This window comes from Niallia sp. FSL K6-0212, assembly GCF_038007605.1.
In the GTDB taxonomy this organism is placed as follows: domain Bacteria; phylum Bacillota; class Bacilli; order Bacillales; family Cytobacillaceae; genus Niallia; species Niallia circulans.
In genome coordinates, this window is sequence record NZ_JBBOXL010000002.1 from 196,654 (window position 1) to 211,586 (window position 14,933).

14 protein-coding genes and 1 pseudogene are annotated in these 14,933 nt (G+C 36.2%); 2 read left to right on the forward strand and 13 right to left on the reverse strand.

Features of this window, described 5'->3' with window-relative positions; all coding sequences use genetic code 11:
- Positions 1 to 321: 321 nt before the first annotated feature.
- From MHH96_RS24615 to ltrA (MHH96_RS24655), 9 genes and pseudogenes are all read right to left on the reverse strand, one after another.
- On the reverse strand, positions 322 to 1,029 hold the full coding sequence (locus MHH96_RS24615; protein ID WP_076179622.1) for a Crp/Fnr family transcriptional regulator: 708 nt from the start codon (positions 1,027 to 1,029) through the stop codon (positions 322 to 324).
- 64 nt (positions 1,030 to 1,093) lie between these two features.
- The gene (locus MHH96_RS24620) at positions 1,094 to 1,327 is read right to left on the reverse strand and encodes a heavy-metal-associated domain-containing protein (protein WP_031538006.1); all 234 of its coding nucleotides are present in this window, start codon (positions 1,325 to 1,327) and stop codon (positions 1,094 to 1,096) included.
- Positions 1,328 to 1,393: 66 nt separating this feature from the next.
- Positions 1,394 to 1,693: a hypothetical protein gene (locus MHH96_RS24625; protein WP_031538007.1), complete on the reverse strand. Its 300-nt coding sequence runs from the start codon at positions 1,691 to 1,693 to the stop codon at positions 1,394 to 1,396.
- 47 nt (positions 1,694 to 1,740) lie between these two features.
- The gene (locus tag MHH96_RS24630; RefSeq protein ID WP_033827363.1) at positions 1,741 to 1,974 is read right to left on the reverse strand and encodes a heavy-metal-associated domain-containing protein; all 234 of its coding nucleotides are present in this window, start codon (positions 1,972 to 1,974) and stop codon (positions 1,741 to 1,743) included.
- A 193-nt stretch (positions 1,975 to 2,167) separates the two neighbouring features.
- Positions 2,168 to 4,021, reverse strand: coding sequence for a heavy metal translocating P-type ATPase (locus MHH96_RS24635; protein ID WP_031538010.1), 1,854 nt, complete (start codon positions 4,019 to 4,021; stop codon positions 2,168 to 2,170).
- A 308-nt stretch (positions 4,022 to 4,329) separates the two neighbouring features.
- Positions 4,330 to 4,725 (reverse strand): DUF4279 domain-containing protein, encoded by a 396-nt coding sequence (locus MHH96_RS24640; protein WP_341118278.1) that lies wholly within the window; start codon positions 4,723 to 4,725, stop codon positions 4,330 to 4,332.
- A gap of 186 nt (positions 4,726 to 4,911) precedes the next feature.
- Entirely contained in the window at positions 4,912 to 5,382 is a 471-nt protein-coding gene (locus MHH96_RS24645) for a group II intron maturase-specific domain-containing protein (protein ID WP_286167787.1), read from the reverse strand.
- Positions 5,383 to 5,547: 165 nt separating this feature from the next.
- On the reverse strand, positions 5,548 to 6,810 hold the full coding sequence (gene ltrA / locus MHH96_RS24650; protein ID WP_163187900.1) for a group II intron reverse transcriptase/maturase: 1,263 nt from the start codon (positions 6,808 to 6,810) through the stop codon (positions 5,548 to 5,550).
- A gap of 544 nt (positions 6,811 to 7,354) precedes the next feature.
- Positions 7,355 to 8,036: pseudogene (ltrA, locus tag MHH96_RS24655) on the reverse strand (group II intron reverse transcriptase/maturase); the annotation flags it as partial.
- A 685-nt stretch (positions 8,037 to 8,721) separates the two neighbouring features.
- On the opposite strand from ltrA (MHH96_RS24655), the gene MHH96_RS24660 reads away from it, so the two are divergent.
- Positions 8,722 to 9,426, forward strand: a complete 705-nt coding sequence (locus MHH96_RS24660; protein ID WP_163187902.1) for a CPBP family glutamic-type intramembrane protease — start codon at positions 8,722 to 8,724, stop codon at positions 9,424 to 9,426.
- On the opposite strand, the gene MHH96_RS24665 is transcribed toward MHH96_RS24660, so the two are convergent.
- The 3 genes from MHH96_RS24665 to MHH96_RS24675 all read right to left on the reverse strand — a co-directional run bounded on the left by MHH96_RS24665 (position 9,410) and on the right by MHH96_RS24675 (position 11,287).
- The gene (locus tag MHH96_RS24665; protein WP_163187904.1) at positions 9,410 to 10,138 is read right to left on the reverse strand and encodes a MerR family transcriptional regulator; all 729 of its coding nucleotides are present in this window, start codon (positions 10,136 to 10,138) and stop codon (positions 9,410 to 9,412) included. The genes MHH96_RS24660 and MHH96_RS24665 overlap by 17 nt on opposite strands.
- A gap of 521 nt (positions 10,139 to 10,659) precedes the next feature.
- Complete coding sequence (locus MHH96_RS24670) at positions 10,660 to 10,791, reverse strand: hypothetical protein (protein ID WP_286167788.1); 132 nt, start codon at positions 10,789 to 10,791, stop codon at positions 10,660 to 10,662.
- Between the two features lie 307 nt (positions 10,792 to 11,098).
- Positions 11,099 to 11,287, reverse strand: a complete 189-nt coding sequence (locus tag MHH96_RS24675) for a hypothetical protein (RefSeq protein ID WP_341118280.1) — start codon at positions 11,285 to 11,287, stop codon at positions 11,099 to 11,101.
- A gap of 505 nt (positions 11,288 to 11,792) precedes the next feature.
- On the opposite strand from MHH96_RS24675, the gene MHH96_RS24680 reads away from it, so the two are divergent.
- Complete coding sequence (locus tag MHH96_RS24680; protein ID WP_341118204.1) at positions 11,793 to 13,427, forward strand: IS1182 family transposase; 1,635 nt, start codon at positions 11,793 to 11,795, stop codon at positions 13,425 to 13,427.
- A gap of 117 nt (positions 13,428 to 13,544) precedes the next feature.
- On the opposite strand, the gene MHH96_RS24685 is transcribed toward MHH96_RS24680, so the two are convergent.
- Positions 13,545 to 14,933 (reverse strand): PKD domain-containing protein (locus tag MHH96_RS24685; RefSeq protein WP_341118281.1); only part of this gene is annotated, 1,389 nt, incomplete at its 5' end.

Here is a 14,933-nt window from a genome sequence, read left to right on the forward strand (position 1 = left end):
AAGTATACTAATTCACAATCCAAATTATAATTTTAACATAAGTTGCCAATTCCTTAGTTATTTATCAGAGGAATTAGCTTAGTTATTAGGGCGTGTTTTGCTAATGAATTATTCAGTTGACACAAATTTATGTCATCTTGGTAAAATAAGTGCCAAATAAGTAGCCATTTCTCTTTCTTTTTGTAGATAAACATTGTTAAACCAACAAAAATTAGCAATCCATTTTATATGCTAATGGGATTGCTAAAAGGTTTGTTATTTTATGTTTTGTACTATTAAACCGAACCAGGTTAGTATGATGGCACGCTGCTCTGCTTATATTTATTCAGTATGAAGTAACAATTGATCTAAATCCATTATTTTAATTTTCTTTTTCGGTAACTGTTTAATCAATCCAAGTTCTTCTAGAGTAGTAAATTTACGGCTGATTGTTTCTGGTGTGGTACCAAGATACGAGGCTAAATCCTTTTTGGACATTGGTAAGGTAACCGTTGGACTATTGCCACTTCCCTTTTCAACATTTTCAGCTAAAAAGGATATAATGCGGGATTCTACATTTTCAATTGCTACTTGTGTGGTTTGTTTTTCAGAATCCTTCAAACGTATCGTTACTTCTGACAGTATTTTTAATGGGATCTGCGGATATTCCACCAAATACTTCTGTAAATCCTCTCGTTTAATTAAACAAATGGATGTATTTTGTAGTGCTTCCGCATAATTTTCATGAACACTTCCAGGTTGGAAAATGGCCACTTCACCTGTAAAATCACCTGGATTTAAAATGCGAACAAGTTGTTCTTTTCCGGAATCCGATAAGCGGTAAATCCGAGCCTTACCTGAATTGATAATATATAAGGTGTCATCTTCCTCACCTGCACGGAATAACATTTCCCCTTTTTGTAGATGAAGTGTCTTGGCAGATTCCGCAATCAAATCCATTTGTGAGTCTTCCAGATGGTTGAAAATGGGAACGATACGAATACATTCTGTATGTCCATGTTGGTGATGACAACATTGATTTTGTTCCAAAATAACCTCTCCTTTTTATAAAAAGCCCAAGAGGGCATCTTAGGCTTCCATTCTATTTACTCGATTAAGCAGGTTTTACCTTTGATTTGACAACAGGATATCCTAAGTCTTCAATTGATTTTTCGATATCGTTAATAGCGACTGCATCTGAATCAAAGTCTACTTTTACTTTACTTGCATTGAATAATACTTTCAAGCTACCTTGATGAACACCGTTTATTCCTTTCACCGCATTTTCAATCTTTTGCATACAAGATGGGCAAGATAAGGTTTCTAATTGAATGGTTGCTTTTTGCATAAATCATTTCCCCTTTCTTATTTTAACGATCGTAAACCAAGTTCATTCTTTTGGTTTTGAGTTATTTTAAGCCTGATAGGCATTATCTACTTCTGATAACATTTCGTAGGTGCCTGCATATGTTTCACAAACATCTCCAGGAATGGTGTAGTTGTCTGTGATTTTTCGTAATTGAGCAAATTCAGCATCTAAGTCAGGTTTGTTCGTACCTGCGTCCTTTATCTTTTTACTGATTTTATCGAATAGTTCACGTACTTCAAAGGCTTCTGGATGGTTCTTACCATGGGCCCGTGTAATCGCAGTAGTGTATAAATCCAGTTTTTCAAAATGGTTTGTTATTATTTCGTTAAATGTTTGTTCAGACATTATTATTTCCCTCTTTCTATAAATAATTTTTGTTATGTGTGTTTGTCTTAGGCAGATTTTACTTTTGATTTAACGACGGGGTATCCTAAGTCTTCAATTGCCTTTTTGATATCGTTAATGGTGATCGTTTCTGAATCAAAATCTACTTTTACTTTACTGGCATTGAATAATACTTTTAAGCTATCTTGATTAACCCCGTTTAATCCTTTCACCGCATTTTCAATCTTTTGCATACAAGATGGACAAGATAATGTTTCTAATTGAATAACTGCTTTTTGCATGAATTATTTCTCCTTTCATCTTATCTTTGATTTTTTTGTTTTCCCTCTTCTTCTTTACAATTTAAGTATAGCTCAGGTTCAACGAAATGAAATTGACGCAAATCAAGTTTTAAGAAAAAAGTAGGGGAGTATTTTGTTCTTCCTACCTGAATACTTCCCCTTTATCATTCATCAAGACCGCTTTCTATTAAAATTATTCTCTCAACCGGTATCGAAGCAATCTCATACCATTCAAGATGACTACTAAGATACTTGCTTCGTGAACCAACATCCCGATTGACATATTCATCCATTCACTAAATAGTAGGCTGGCAAGTAAGACTACTACCACACCAACTGCTATGGTAATGTTCTGTTTCATGTTTCTTGAAGTTGATTTTGTCAAGCCTAATGCGTGTGGTAAACGACTAAAGTCAGAATTCATTAAAACGACATCCGATGTTTCAATTGCAACATCTGTTCCACTTCCCATGGCGATTCCGATATCCGCTAAGGCTAATGAAGGACTATCATTCACTCCGTCACCGACAAAGGCAATGATTTGGCCTTTTGCTTGCATTTTTTCAATATATGCTGATTTTCCTTCTGGAAGCATATGACCGTGTGCTTCTGTTAATCCAAGTTCTCGAGCAACTAAATCTACGGTTCCTTGGTTGTCCCCTGAAAGAACGACTAGGTTTTTGACTCCAAGTTTTTTTAGGTTTTGAAGATTTTTTTTAACACCTGGGCGGATTTGATCCCGAATACCCATCAGAACTTTTAATTCTCCGTCGACCGCAGTTAACACAAGAGAATTCCCATTTTTCTCAAAGCGTTCGACATCTTTTTTAGCTTTTTCACTTAATTTCACATTATCTTTTTCCATTAAAGCTACGTTACCAACGGCTATACGATGAACACCTATTTTTGCTACAATTCCGCCACCTTTAACGACTTCGGTTTCTTCAACAGTAGATAAAGTTGTCTCGCCAATATCCTGTAGGACAGCTTTTGCTAGTGGGTGGTCCGATTCACGCTCCACACTTGCTAAGTAACCTAGAACTTCTTCAGTATTGTTTCCGTAAAATTCTTTTTCGGCAACTTCAGGGTTTCCTACTGTCAATGTTCCTGTTTTATCAAAAACGATAGTATCTACTCTGCTAAAGTCATTGATAACTTCACTACCTTTTAGGAGGACACCATTACGTGCACCGTTTCCGATACCGGCAACGTTGGATACAGGAACCCCGATAACTAATGCACCTGGACATCCTAAAACAAGAATCGTGATAGCTAGTTCAATATCTTTTGAGAATAGCCAAACAATAAAACCAAGGACTAAAACAGCTGGTGTATAATATTTAGAGAATCGATCAATAAACCGCTCTGCTTCTGATTTGGAATCCTGTGCTTCTTCAACTAATTCGATAATTCTACCAAATGTTGTATCTTCCCCTACACGGTCAGATTGAATTTGAATCGTTCCATTTTCTAAGATTGTTCCCGCAAATACTTCAGAATCAACCTTTTTGCTTACTGGAACTGACTCTCCGGTAATACTTGCTTCATTGATGTGACCTTCACCTGTTAACACGGTTCCATCTACGGGGACTTTTGCACCCGTTTTGACTAATAAAATGTCACCTTCACCTACATCATCGACATCAACTTCTTCAAATTCTCCATTTTCCATTTGCTTTAAAGCACTTTCTGGTGCCAGCTCTGTTAATTCTTTAATGGCAGAACGTGTTTTGTTCAAGGTACGTTGCTCCAAGTAAGAACCAAATAAGAATAAGAAAGTAACGATGGCTGATTCCTCATAATTTTGAATCAATACTGCCCCAATTACTGCAATGGTAACTAAAACATCAATACTGACAACTTTTACTTTTAATGCCTGATAGGCTAGAATCGCAATTGGTGCTACACCAAGAATAGATGCAATGATGAGCGACCAATTGAAAATGGCCATGTTGTCTAAGGAAAATCGTCCGAAGAATGCAAGTGCAATCAAAATTGCACTGATCAGTGTAATGGAATTCTTTTTACTTAATATATATCTTTGCATGTTGATTCCCTCCAATTTCATTTTCATTTGTATTCCTTGTTGATGACTCTAGTATAGGATGTTTCTATGAAATAAAAATTGATTCGGATCAAGTTCTATTGTAAAAGTGAAAAATTATAAAAGAACAGCAAACTAAAACGCTCAGAAAATATTCTGAGCATCTTTATCTTAATATTTAATTTTTCTTCTTCAACTAAACTGCCCCTTTAGCACCATACGAAAAGGCTTGCCTTCTATTTAAGGAAAGCACCCGTTAGTGGAGTAAAGTTTGTACTTTTTTATTCTTCAAAATCATCATAAGGATTAGCCTATAAATCTACATCAAATTCAGCTTCAATACTTGAAGCAAATTTTATGATGTCTTTATTCAGAAATAAACCAGGGGTATTTCCCATTTCTATTTTGATAACAATAAAGAATTTACATTCCAAGAAATAAGCCTTTTTTACTTCATTAATTATTGATGACTTATTCTTTAGTCTACCTACAATTTTTTGTAGTTGGTCATTTACATCAAGTGATCCTTGGTAGCCTGTTCCTAAATCCCAGCTTGTCTCTTTTCTAACAACAGTTGTACGGTTTGGAATTAAATCGCCTTTTTTATAAGTTTCGGTAGGAGTTACTTCCAACTTTTCCGTATCCACATCTATTGGAAAGTCATCTCCAAATAAGCTGAAATACACATTAACCTGAGTTTTATTCAAGTACAACTTCTCCTCTTACTAAATCTCATATTCAACCTTTTTTATACAATTATCATAGCATCCCCTCTTCAACTATTCTGCTTACAATACTTAAATAAATTCAATAAAATCGAGTAGGAGGCACGTTACCGTGCCGACCTCTCACACCACCGTACGTACCGTTCGGTATACAGCGGTTCAAAAGTTTTATGAAATCACATTTGTTAAGGATTTTAAACCTTGTTCTTGCCAGTATTGGTTACTTAAGGCAAGATGTAAGATAGGATTATTTGATAGATGCCAATATCCTTTACGGGAATTGGCGTTTCTTTTTGCTTCCTCTTCCGAAATTCCTAGTTTTATAAGGTTTCTACGTTTGGTTTTAACCTTTTTCCATTCTTTCCATCTGCACGCCCTTAGCCTTCGCCTAATGTGGCTATCAATTTCACGGGCATACTTCTTTATATCCGCTATCTTAAAGTAGTTCCCCCAGCCTTGTATTAGCTGGTTTATTTTCAAGATACGGTATTCCATACTTACTCCCCAGTTTCGATTGGTCAATTTCTTTAATTTCTCTTCAAACCTTTTCTTTCTTTCCTTCGGCACGGACACTCTGGTTTTACCTCTATTTTGGTAGATACTTATTCCTAAGAATATCCGTGCTTTCGGCTTTCCCACGGCACTTTTCTCCAGATTTACTTTCAGTTTCAATTTTCTTTCTATGAACTGAGTAATTCCTTCCTTAACACGTACTCTCGCTTTTAATGTTTTAACGAAGATGTTACAGTGAATAGACCAAGGGAACCTCCCCCTTAGTCTCTCTCAGAACCGTACGTGAACCTCTCAGCTCATACGGCTCCCATTATTCATCGCCGGTAGTATTCCATATTTCCAATGTGCAAATAACTTGCTTTCTCGCTTTGCAATAGCTCCTAGCCAATATTCTGCTCTTCTTCGATGTTTTCGCTTCTTAAATTTTCGGCGAACCCATTTTACCAGGCAACTATTGATGTATCGCAAGACGCTATACATTTCCGATTTATAGAAATGTCCGTAATAATTAATCCATCCCTGGATTTTCTTGTTAAACATGTTGGAAATATCCTGCAGATTTTTATCTACTTTGAGCTGTAATCGCCAACTTCTCACTTCTTTTCTGATTGCTTTCTTTGCCTTGTCGGCAATAGCTGGCAAGAAATTTGTAAAGAATTTTCCATATTTATTCTTTGAGTGTCTTGGACGAAATGTGTATCCTAGAAAATCGAAAGAGATAGTCGAATAGTCCCCTTGCCTATCATCATCTTTACAATAGACAATTTTCGTTTTCTCCAAGTTCAACTCCAATCCAAACAATCGAAATCTTTCTTCCAGTCTTCGTTGAAGATATTTGGCTTGTTTCAATGAAGCACAGTGTGCTATTCCATCATCAGCGTATCTTGCCCAAGGAATACTTGGAAATTCTTTCGTCATAAAATCATCAAATGTATAATGAAGAAATAGATTCGCAAGAACTGGACTGATGACCCCTCCTTGCGGAGTGCCAGAAGTCCGCTCTGTTAACGTTCCGTCCTCCATTTGAAAAGGTGCAGTTAGCCATCTTTTTATATATAAGATGACCCATTCTTGATTTGTATGACGTTTCACCATTTCAATGAGGTAATCATGTTGGATATTATCAAACAGTCCCTTAATATCGAACTCTAACACCCAGTCTTTCCTCCAACATCTTTTCCTTGTAGCCTCGATCGCATGAATCGCCGATTTGTTTGGTCGATATCCATAAGAATCTTCATAAAACAATTTCTCCACTGTTGGTTCAAAATATAATTTCGCAACCATCTGTGCCACTCGGTCTTCAACTGTAGGAATTCCAAGCGTTCTTGTTCCACCATTCTTTTTGGGTATCGCTACTGCTTTTACTGGTTTTGGAAAGTAGCTTCCTGAGGACATACGGTTCCAAAGTTTGTATAGATTATTTTTCAAGTCCATTTCAAAACTTTCAATAGATTGTTCATCAATCCCGTATGCCCCTCTGTTAGCTTTTACTCGCTCAAATGCAGTCATTACTACATTCTTTGAAATACTAAACGGTTTTGTTTCTCGCATAGGTTCCTCCTCGTTTCAAAGTTGACCTATCTTTGAAACGGAATAACTTGGATTCTTCGCTCTACTTCTATTACAGAAGTTTCATCACTACTACAATCCAATCTGCCCCTATGACTGCATCGGTACTCTTTTCTTGTGGGTCTTCCACTTGAAATACTCCCTTAACATCAGCCCGTAGGTTCCCACGTTCCGTACAAACGCCTGTGTTATGTTCATGCCACCTCTATGCCGCCCACCGCTTAGACAGTAAACAGGTTTCCTCTAAACTTGTCCCAGATTAACGACTACCCCCTGGTTTTGATGGAGTCTCTACGCTTTCGACATTTCCGTAAGTGGTTCACTTGCTCGTTCATCTCCATAACACTCACTTAACAGTTCTTGACTGCCTTTTCCTTAACGCTCCATACCATAGCTTTTGACTACAGCACCTTAAGGTAGTTTGGAATCTCCACCTGTATGGCGATTCCGACGGGCCCGCCGTCATCATTTGTACAGCATAGCTGCTTTTGAGTAGTCTCGCTACTCACGCACACTTTCGTGGCGCACAGTCATCTGCGTATCTCACAAATTTATGACCACGCTTCTCTAATTCTTTATCTAACTCGTTGAGCACAATGTTACTTAGTAAAGGACTTAGTGGTCCACCTTGAGGAGTACCTTCTTTATTCGGTTTGACTAGACCTTCTTCCAAAACTCCTGCTTGAAGATATCTTCTGATTAGTTTAAGAGTTGGTTTATCTGTTACCGTTTTAGCTATAAGTGACATGAGTTTGTCGTGATTGACTCGGTCAAAGAATTTCTCTAAATCTATATCTACAACAAATTTGTATCCATCTTCGATGTATTGTCTTGCTTGTTCAATCGCTTGATGTGCACTTCTGTTTGGTCTAAATCCGTAGCTAAAAGTGCTAAACTGTCTTTCGAAAATAGGTGTAAGTTTCTGTACAATGGCTTGCTGGATAACTCTGTCCGTTACGGTAGGGATTCCATCTTTTCCCACCAGTCGGCATAGGAATTTCTACTCTTCTTACTGGTTGAGGTTTATATTTTCCTTCTTTAATAAGCTCGATAATCATTTGACCTTCTTCCTTCAAGTAAAGGCGAGTAGCTTCTATATCTTTCGCATCGACACCCGCTGCTCCTTTGTTGCTTTTAACCCTCTTGAAAGCTTTGTTCAGATTATCGGACTCTACAATCTTTTCGATTAAACTTAAATTAGATTCCATACTGTTCCCGTGCTGTTGAGGTTGCATAAGAATAACTCCACTCTATTTAGAAGTCCCCAGCTTTCCGAGCCTTTCGCTCCTAAATAGCTGTTACGTTGGCTGTGTCTTTGTTTCCTTATCAATGACTCTAGCACGGTTGCTCCTTTCGTTCTGTCCTTCTCAGACCGTAGGTCTGATACTATGACTTCTGCTGACTTCTCTTGATTCAGCTATTTATCACTAAATAGGTTCCCATAGGGGTTTTCAAGAGATCTCCCGGGGTAAGTTCACTCGCTTTCTCCTCATATATCTGCCACATTTATCCTCATTTCATCCGGGGATATTTTGGACTTCGTTTTGTTTTGCAAACTCGTCCAGAAATGAGAACCTCAAATGTGATTCGTATACCTCAGACCGAGGATTTGCCTTGAGCTTCCTTCAGATTCCGCGTTACCACAGACACCCTTGCCTTCGGCTAATGGTTCGCATATCCCAACGCCCATAGCGGACTTGCACCGCCTAGCTAGTGAACATGCCCGGCACACAAAAGCATTAATCCTTCTTGGATTAACGCCACCGTTTGTTTAAGTGTATTTATTTACAAAGTTCATTAGTAAATTGTTAAATCTCTAGAGAAACATTAGTAAAAAACACTTGCAGGTGACGTAACGTCACCTATTATCTTATAAATTAAGGGGGTATTTACATGAATAATCGTGAAAAGTTCTTTCTTAAATCACCGTGGACGTGGAAAGAAGTAGTCCAACTACTGATATTAGTGTTAGTGATAGTTCCCATTTTTATAGAATATCTGTTACAGGGATATTTGTCAGCTGTATACCAGAATGATCTTTATTCTGGAACATTAATTGGACTTATCATGTCAATTATCTTTATGCTTGGACTGTATTTCATTGCAATATTGCCAAATAAACTTAGTTGGAGGGAAGTAGGTCTAAAAAGCTTTTCTGCAAATTATTGGAGAGCAATTATTGGGTGGACATTTGTATTAATTGTAATAAGCATAATAATGGTCGTTGTCATAGAGATACTAATAGGAGTTGGACCCGAGAATAATAAGACTGATAGCCTACAGTCAAGAACGACCCTACTTAACTTCTTTATAGGATTTGTATCTGCAGCAATTATTTCGCCCGTATATGAAGAAATATTTTACCGAGGATTTCTATATAGGTTTATACGTAGCAAATACGGAATCCTAATTGGCATGTTAGGTAGTTCATTAATTTTTATGATTGTTCACATTCCTACTTTTAATACATTACCAATAAATTTTGTATCGGGACTTATATTTGCATGGACTTATGAAAAATCAGGTTCTGTTGTTCCACCAATAATCATACATGGAATATTTAATGGAATAGCCATCATCCTTACTGCCCTTGGATGATGGCATAAGCCTTTTCGATAAAGTATATGATTTCCTTATTTATTGGATATAGGTTTAAATCTCTTGAGGATTCATGAGAACGACGTACTTCCCAAAACTTTGTCATTAGGTTTTGATCTCCTTGAAACGTTTCCTCTGAAAGAATCTCTATGTCTTCCAAAATAAGCTTAGCCTGTTCAGATCCGGGGGAGATATTTTCCTGTATGCATATTTCAATCCGTTTGATTAGATTAATCCATTTTTTTGTTGAGATGCTATCCTCTTCTAATTTTGGCAAGCTCTCGTGTAGTTTTTCTTGCTCTTCCATAGAGAAAAACGAGCTCCAAGTTCTATTCTCTTTAGGAGGGACTATTAGCGAGATTAGGTCTTCCCAGTTAATCGTACCTTCTAGTTTTAGAATGTGAAGCAAAGAAGTTGTATGGGCAATAGATTTTTGCGTGTTATCTAATTGCTGTTCTAGATATGATCTATGGGCTGTTAAAATCGTTTCAGTCGATTGGTCTTTGATAATTCTTTTTATTTCTTCGAGTGGAAGAGCAAGCGATTTAAGCAGAATAACCTTTTCTAGAATTAAGCAGTCCTCTGCAGAATAGAACCGTTTACCATTCTCGCTTATTTTTGATGGACGAACAAGTCCGATTTGATCGTAATATCTGATTGTCCTAATTGAGACCTTAAACTGTTTTGCTAATTCACCGCTAGATATGTACATGATTCCTCTCCTTAACTATTAATTAATTGTATATTCTCGTTGTACTTAGTAAGCGTATCCGCCAGATATAAAAATAGCGACTACTACTTGTTCACGCCCCCGTTTGTTTAAGTACAATATTTCACATACCTCTACACTATTTAGCTTCTTTTGGAGTGACATATATTCCTTCTTTAAGTGTTCTGTACTTTGTATTTTGGCATTGGTTTCTAATGACCCCACCGTTAAATCAATATTTTTATCCTTTATATCTTTTAATGCTTAAAAAACAATCGTTGCTTTTCGTTCAACACTGAACACCTCTGTCACTATTTTTCTGTATTGTAACAAACCATTCCCGTAAAACTAACCTGATCTTTAGTGAAATTTATTCAGTCAGTCTAATAACCATTTTTGCGGCATCATAACTGTGGCTAAATAGATATTATCTAGTTCTTTATAATCATATGTATTTACTAAAAACTATTCCCATTGTGTATCAATTGCTTCTGCAATTTTAAGCCCAGATTATACTCGATACCCTAATCATCTTCCCAATATTTTTGACACCAGGCATAACACCAATCTGCAAGTTTTAAGTGAGTAATTTCTCCTACGATTGCCTTAAAGAGTAACTTCTTTAAATTTTCGGAAGTATGCTCAATTTCCTTCATTAATCCATTGACCTCTTAAATTCTTCTTCCACTAAACTGCCCCTATAGCGACAAAAGAAGCATCTAATTTATTATAGGAATGTAGCACGATCTTTCTAAAGAATTTTTCATTAGGTTTTATTGATAAATGTTAAAAACACACCACTAGAGCAAAAATAATAAACTTAGGGAAACACTACTTAGGGCTTGCTACTCAAGATTTATTCTAAGAATGGTTTAATTAATTTCTGAATTTCATTGTCATCCAATCTCTCGGACATTTCTTCTAAGAACTCTCCAACCGGTAATAACTCCACTGAAAAATCCTTTATAGCTCTTTAGAAACATGCTTTAAAACTTTATAGTACTCTTCGGCTAGTTGATATAAATCATTCTCTTTGGTATCCCTTTCTGGTAGTAACCTATTAAATATATATAACCTTTCAATAGTCATCTCATAGTTATTTAGCAGGGCAGTTATTGGGTCTGGAATTGAAAGTGTTTTTATTTCAGTCATGTATATCCTCCTTCGCATATATCTACATAATTTCTAAAAAGCGAAATTTTCATTATAAATCTGATTTACTAGCCATATGGATTACATCATCTTCTGTTAAATTTAGTAAGTTCATTCAAATATTCACCAAAAAATATGTAAATCCTTCTTTCACTAAACTCCGTTAGTTCTAGAAGAACTGGCAAGATTACGATGAATACTATTCATTTTTAAATAACTTTATTGTTTATTAAACAACTATATAGTTGTTTAAAGGGACATTATTATTCGTGAACACCAATATAAATAAAAAAGGGGTTGTCCGAAAAGTGAGTAAAAGCTAATTTTTCGGACCCCTTTTTTTATCCTTTTTCTAAAAAAATGCACAAAAAAAACATCCTTTTTAGTAAAATGAAGTTACCACACAACATTAAAAGAAAGGATGATTTTTTTGTGCAATCAAATGATTACTACTGAAAATTATAACACGCAAATGACATTACTTCCAGTTCTAGAAGGGAATGAGATGGAGAAAAAAAACAATAAAAGGCAATTATCCCCAACGTTCAAACCTTACAACAACCGTCAAATCCAAGCAATTTTTGATTTAGAATCCTTCATTCCAGCTCATCATGTGGCCCGTGTGATAGATGAAATGGTAGAGGCTGTTTCGGACAAAATTCTATTCTCCCATTATAAAGGTGGAGGACGAAGCTCTTATCATCCTAAAATGATGCTTAAAATCATTCTATTTGGCTATTCTCAAAAAATTTATTCTTGCCGTGGGATCGAAAAGCTGATTACAGAAAACATCCCAGCGATGTGGCTAGCTGCGATGCAACAACCTGATTTCCGTACCATTAATGAGTTTAGAGGAGTACGGTTGAATGTTTTGATAGACGAGCTATTTGAAGTGATGATTCTAAAACTAATAGAAGAAAACTACATCACAATGGAAAACTACTTTTTGGATGGGACCAAAATCGAGGCCAATGCCAATAAGTATACTTTTGTATGGAAGAAATCAACCGAGAAATTTGAAGCTAAATTAAAAGAAAAAATTCAAGAAACCCTTCAACATATTCAGGAACTAACCCAATTGGAAGCTGGTATGATCCAAGGAGAAGTTCTTCTCAACGAAGACCACACGATACCTACTCTAGAAAGTGTAGCGGAGAAACTCGAGGAGAAAGTAGAAACGTTAACAGAGGAAATCGAAATAGAATCTTGTACACACATCCGTAAAGAAAAGCGAAAAGAACGTAGTACATTAAAGAAGTCAGTGAAGTTAATCCGACAGGATTTCATCGAGCGACTTGCCAAATATAAGGAACAGAACGAAGTCTTTGGCGAACGAAACAGTTATTCAAAAACGGACAAAGATGGCACCTTTATGCGAATGAAAGAAGATCCTATGAAAAACGGTCAGCTAAAACCAGGATACAATGTTCAAATGGGGACAGAAAATCAATTTATCCTATTCTACTCGATTCATCAACGCCCAACTGACACACGTTGTTTTATTCCACATATGGAAAAGCTCGCCTCTACATCATTACCGATGCCTAAAACCGTCATTGCCGATGCAGGTTACGGAAGCGAAGAAAATTATGTTTATGCGGTAGGAGAAGAAAAAGAGCTACGTTTTGATTTTCTTATTCCTTATGGTTCCTACCTCCATGAACAAACACGTAAATTCAAAAATGATATCAAAAACGCTAAAAACTGGACTTATATGGAACAAGACGATTATTTTATTTGCCCAAATGGAAGGAAGGTTCTCTTTAAAAAATATCAAACCAAAAAAAATCGCTCCGGTTATGAACAAAGTTTCAAAATCTATGAATGCGAAGACTGTACAGATTGTCCCTTGAAGGCCCAGTGCACAAAAGCCAAGGGAAATCGGCAAATTCACTGGAATACGATTTTTGAAGAAATGAAAACCAAAGCGAAAACAGCCCTTGAATGTGAAGAGAAGACCGCAATCTACGCTCGACGGAAAATCGAAGTAGAAAGTGCGTTCGGTCATATTAAGGGCAATCGGTCGTTCCGCAGGTTTTCGTTGCGGGGGCTCGATAAGGTTCATGCCGAGTTTGGGATTGTGGCATTGGCCCACAACCTATTGAAAGTAGCGGGCATCGCCAGCTACTTTCAAAAATAAAACAACAGAATAGAAAAGCAAGAGGAGAAAAACGAGCCTTTTTCTCCTCTTGCCTTATTTTAGGGACTTTTCGGACAGCCCCATTATGACAAGCCATACTATAATTGACCACATTAATTAAAATTTGCGATGATATCTAGATGAGTTAAATGCGTTATCAATTATATTTATTTTAACGGTATCCTTTTTAATTACTCCATTCTTATACTTTACTTCAAATTCAAATTTAGCTTCTCCTACTTTCAACATAGTTGGATAGTACTGATGTTTTTCTTCATAAAGCGAACCATTATACAATATATTAGTTACTTTATTTAAATCAACAGAAGAGGTAGTATTTTTGTTATCCATTTGAACCGCGGATAAAGTACTCTTTACATAAATAGTTTCATAAGGTGAAGTATCTGCTTCAAGTAAAAACTTTTCACCACTAAAAAATTTATCTAGTGTATTTCCAAGTTTCTCATGCTTTTTCTTCCAATCGGCTGTATGATTTACATGTCCTTTTATGATTAGTGGTTTAGCATAAAAGGATATATCTACAGTCGTTTTATCATGGCCATCATCCACTTCGGTAGTAAAATCATAATTCCCTACGTCTGGAACAAAAACATAACAAACCTCTTCACCAGAGTTAATATTTGATTTTGTTAAAACGGTTTGTTTATTCCCATAATCCTTTTCTAAAAATAATTTAACTGTCATTGGTTGTTTATCTAAATCAATTACTTTTATACAAACATTTACGGTATCACCTTCATATACATCCTTTGGTGTATATGTAAGAGTAACTTGTGGTGGTCTATTGGTAATCTTTAGAGTTTTCTCTTTTGTACCTGTAGCTCCATCATCATCTGTAACAGTTAATTTTATTTTATAATCTCCCACCTTAGTGAAAATATTTTTAGGATTTTTTTCAGTCGAGAATTTGGTCCAAGTCGTTTTATTTGGTTCCTGATATTCCCATATATTTGTTAATGGATCACCGTCTGTATCAAATGACTTGTTAGTGAAAGAGACAGTGGTATCATTATAAATGGTTGTTGGGTTCCAAGTAAAATCCGCAACAGGAGCTCGATTTTTAACAGTAACATTTTTAGTCACGTTGTGACTAGCTTCTCCGTCTGAAACCGTTAATCGGACTTTCCAAACCCCTTTCTTATTTAAAGTGTAAGAAGGGTCCTTAGAAGTAGAAATAGTACTCCAGGTAGATTCATTTGGCTTCTGAGCTTCCCACTTATACGTTAAAGAATCTTTATCAGCATCGGTAGACTTATTAGTAAAAGAAACGGACGTATCATTATAGATGGTACTAGGATTCCAAGTGAAATCTGCTACAGGTATCCTGTTTTGAACAGTAATGTTTTTAATCACATTATGACTAGCTTCTCCGTCTGAAACTGTTAATCGGACTTTCCAAACCCCTTTCTTATTTAAAGTGTAAGAAGGGTCCTTAGAAGTAGAAATAGTACTCCAGGTAGATTCATTTGGCTTCTGAGCTTCCCA

Excerpts from the sequence above, each read along its gene's own strand:
- MHH96_RS24625 (WP_031538007.1), bottom strand. The coding sequence starts at position 1,693 with ATGTCTGAACAAACATTTAACGAAATAATAACAAACCATTTTGAAAAA.
- MHH96_RS24635 (WP_031538010.1), bottom strand. The coding sequence starts at position 4,021 with ATGCAAAGATATATATTAAGTAAAAAGAATTCCATTACACTGATCAGT.
- MHH96_RS24670 (WP_286167788.1), bottom strand. The coding sequence starts at position 10,791 with ATGAAGGAAATTGAGCATACTTCCGAAAATTTAAAGAAGTTACTCTTT.
- MHH96_RS24675 (WP_341118280.1), bottom strand. The coding sequence starts at position 11,287 with ATGACTGAAATAAAAACACTTTCAATTCCAGACCCAATAACTGCCCTG.
- MHH96_RS24665 (WP_163187904.1), bottom strand. The coding sequence starts at position 10,138 with ATGTACATATCTAGCGGTGAATTAGCAAAACAGTTTAAGGTCTCAATT.
- MHH96_RS24680 (WP_341118204.1), top strand. The coding sequence starts at position 11,793 with ATGGAGAAAAAAAACAATAAAAGGCAATTATCCCCAACGTTCAAACCT.
- MHH96_RS24620 (WP_031538006.1), bottom strand. The coding sequence starts at position 1,327 with ATGCAAAAAGCAACCATTCAATTAGAAACCTTATCTTGCCCATCTTGT.
- MHH96_RS24630 (WP_033827363.1), bottom strand. The coding sequence starts at position 1,974 with ATGCAAAAAGCAGTTATTCAATTAGAAACATTATCTTGTCCATCTTGT.
- MHH96_RS24660 (WP_163187902.1), top strand. The coding sequence starts at position 8,722 with ATGAATAATCGTGAAAAGTTCTTTCTTAAATCACCGTGGACGTGGAAA.
- ltrA (WP_163187900.1), bottom strand. The coding sequence starts at position 6,810 with ATGCGAGAAACAAAACCGTTTAGTATTTCAAAGAATGTAGTAATGACT.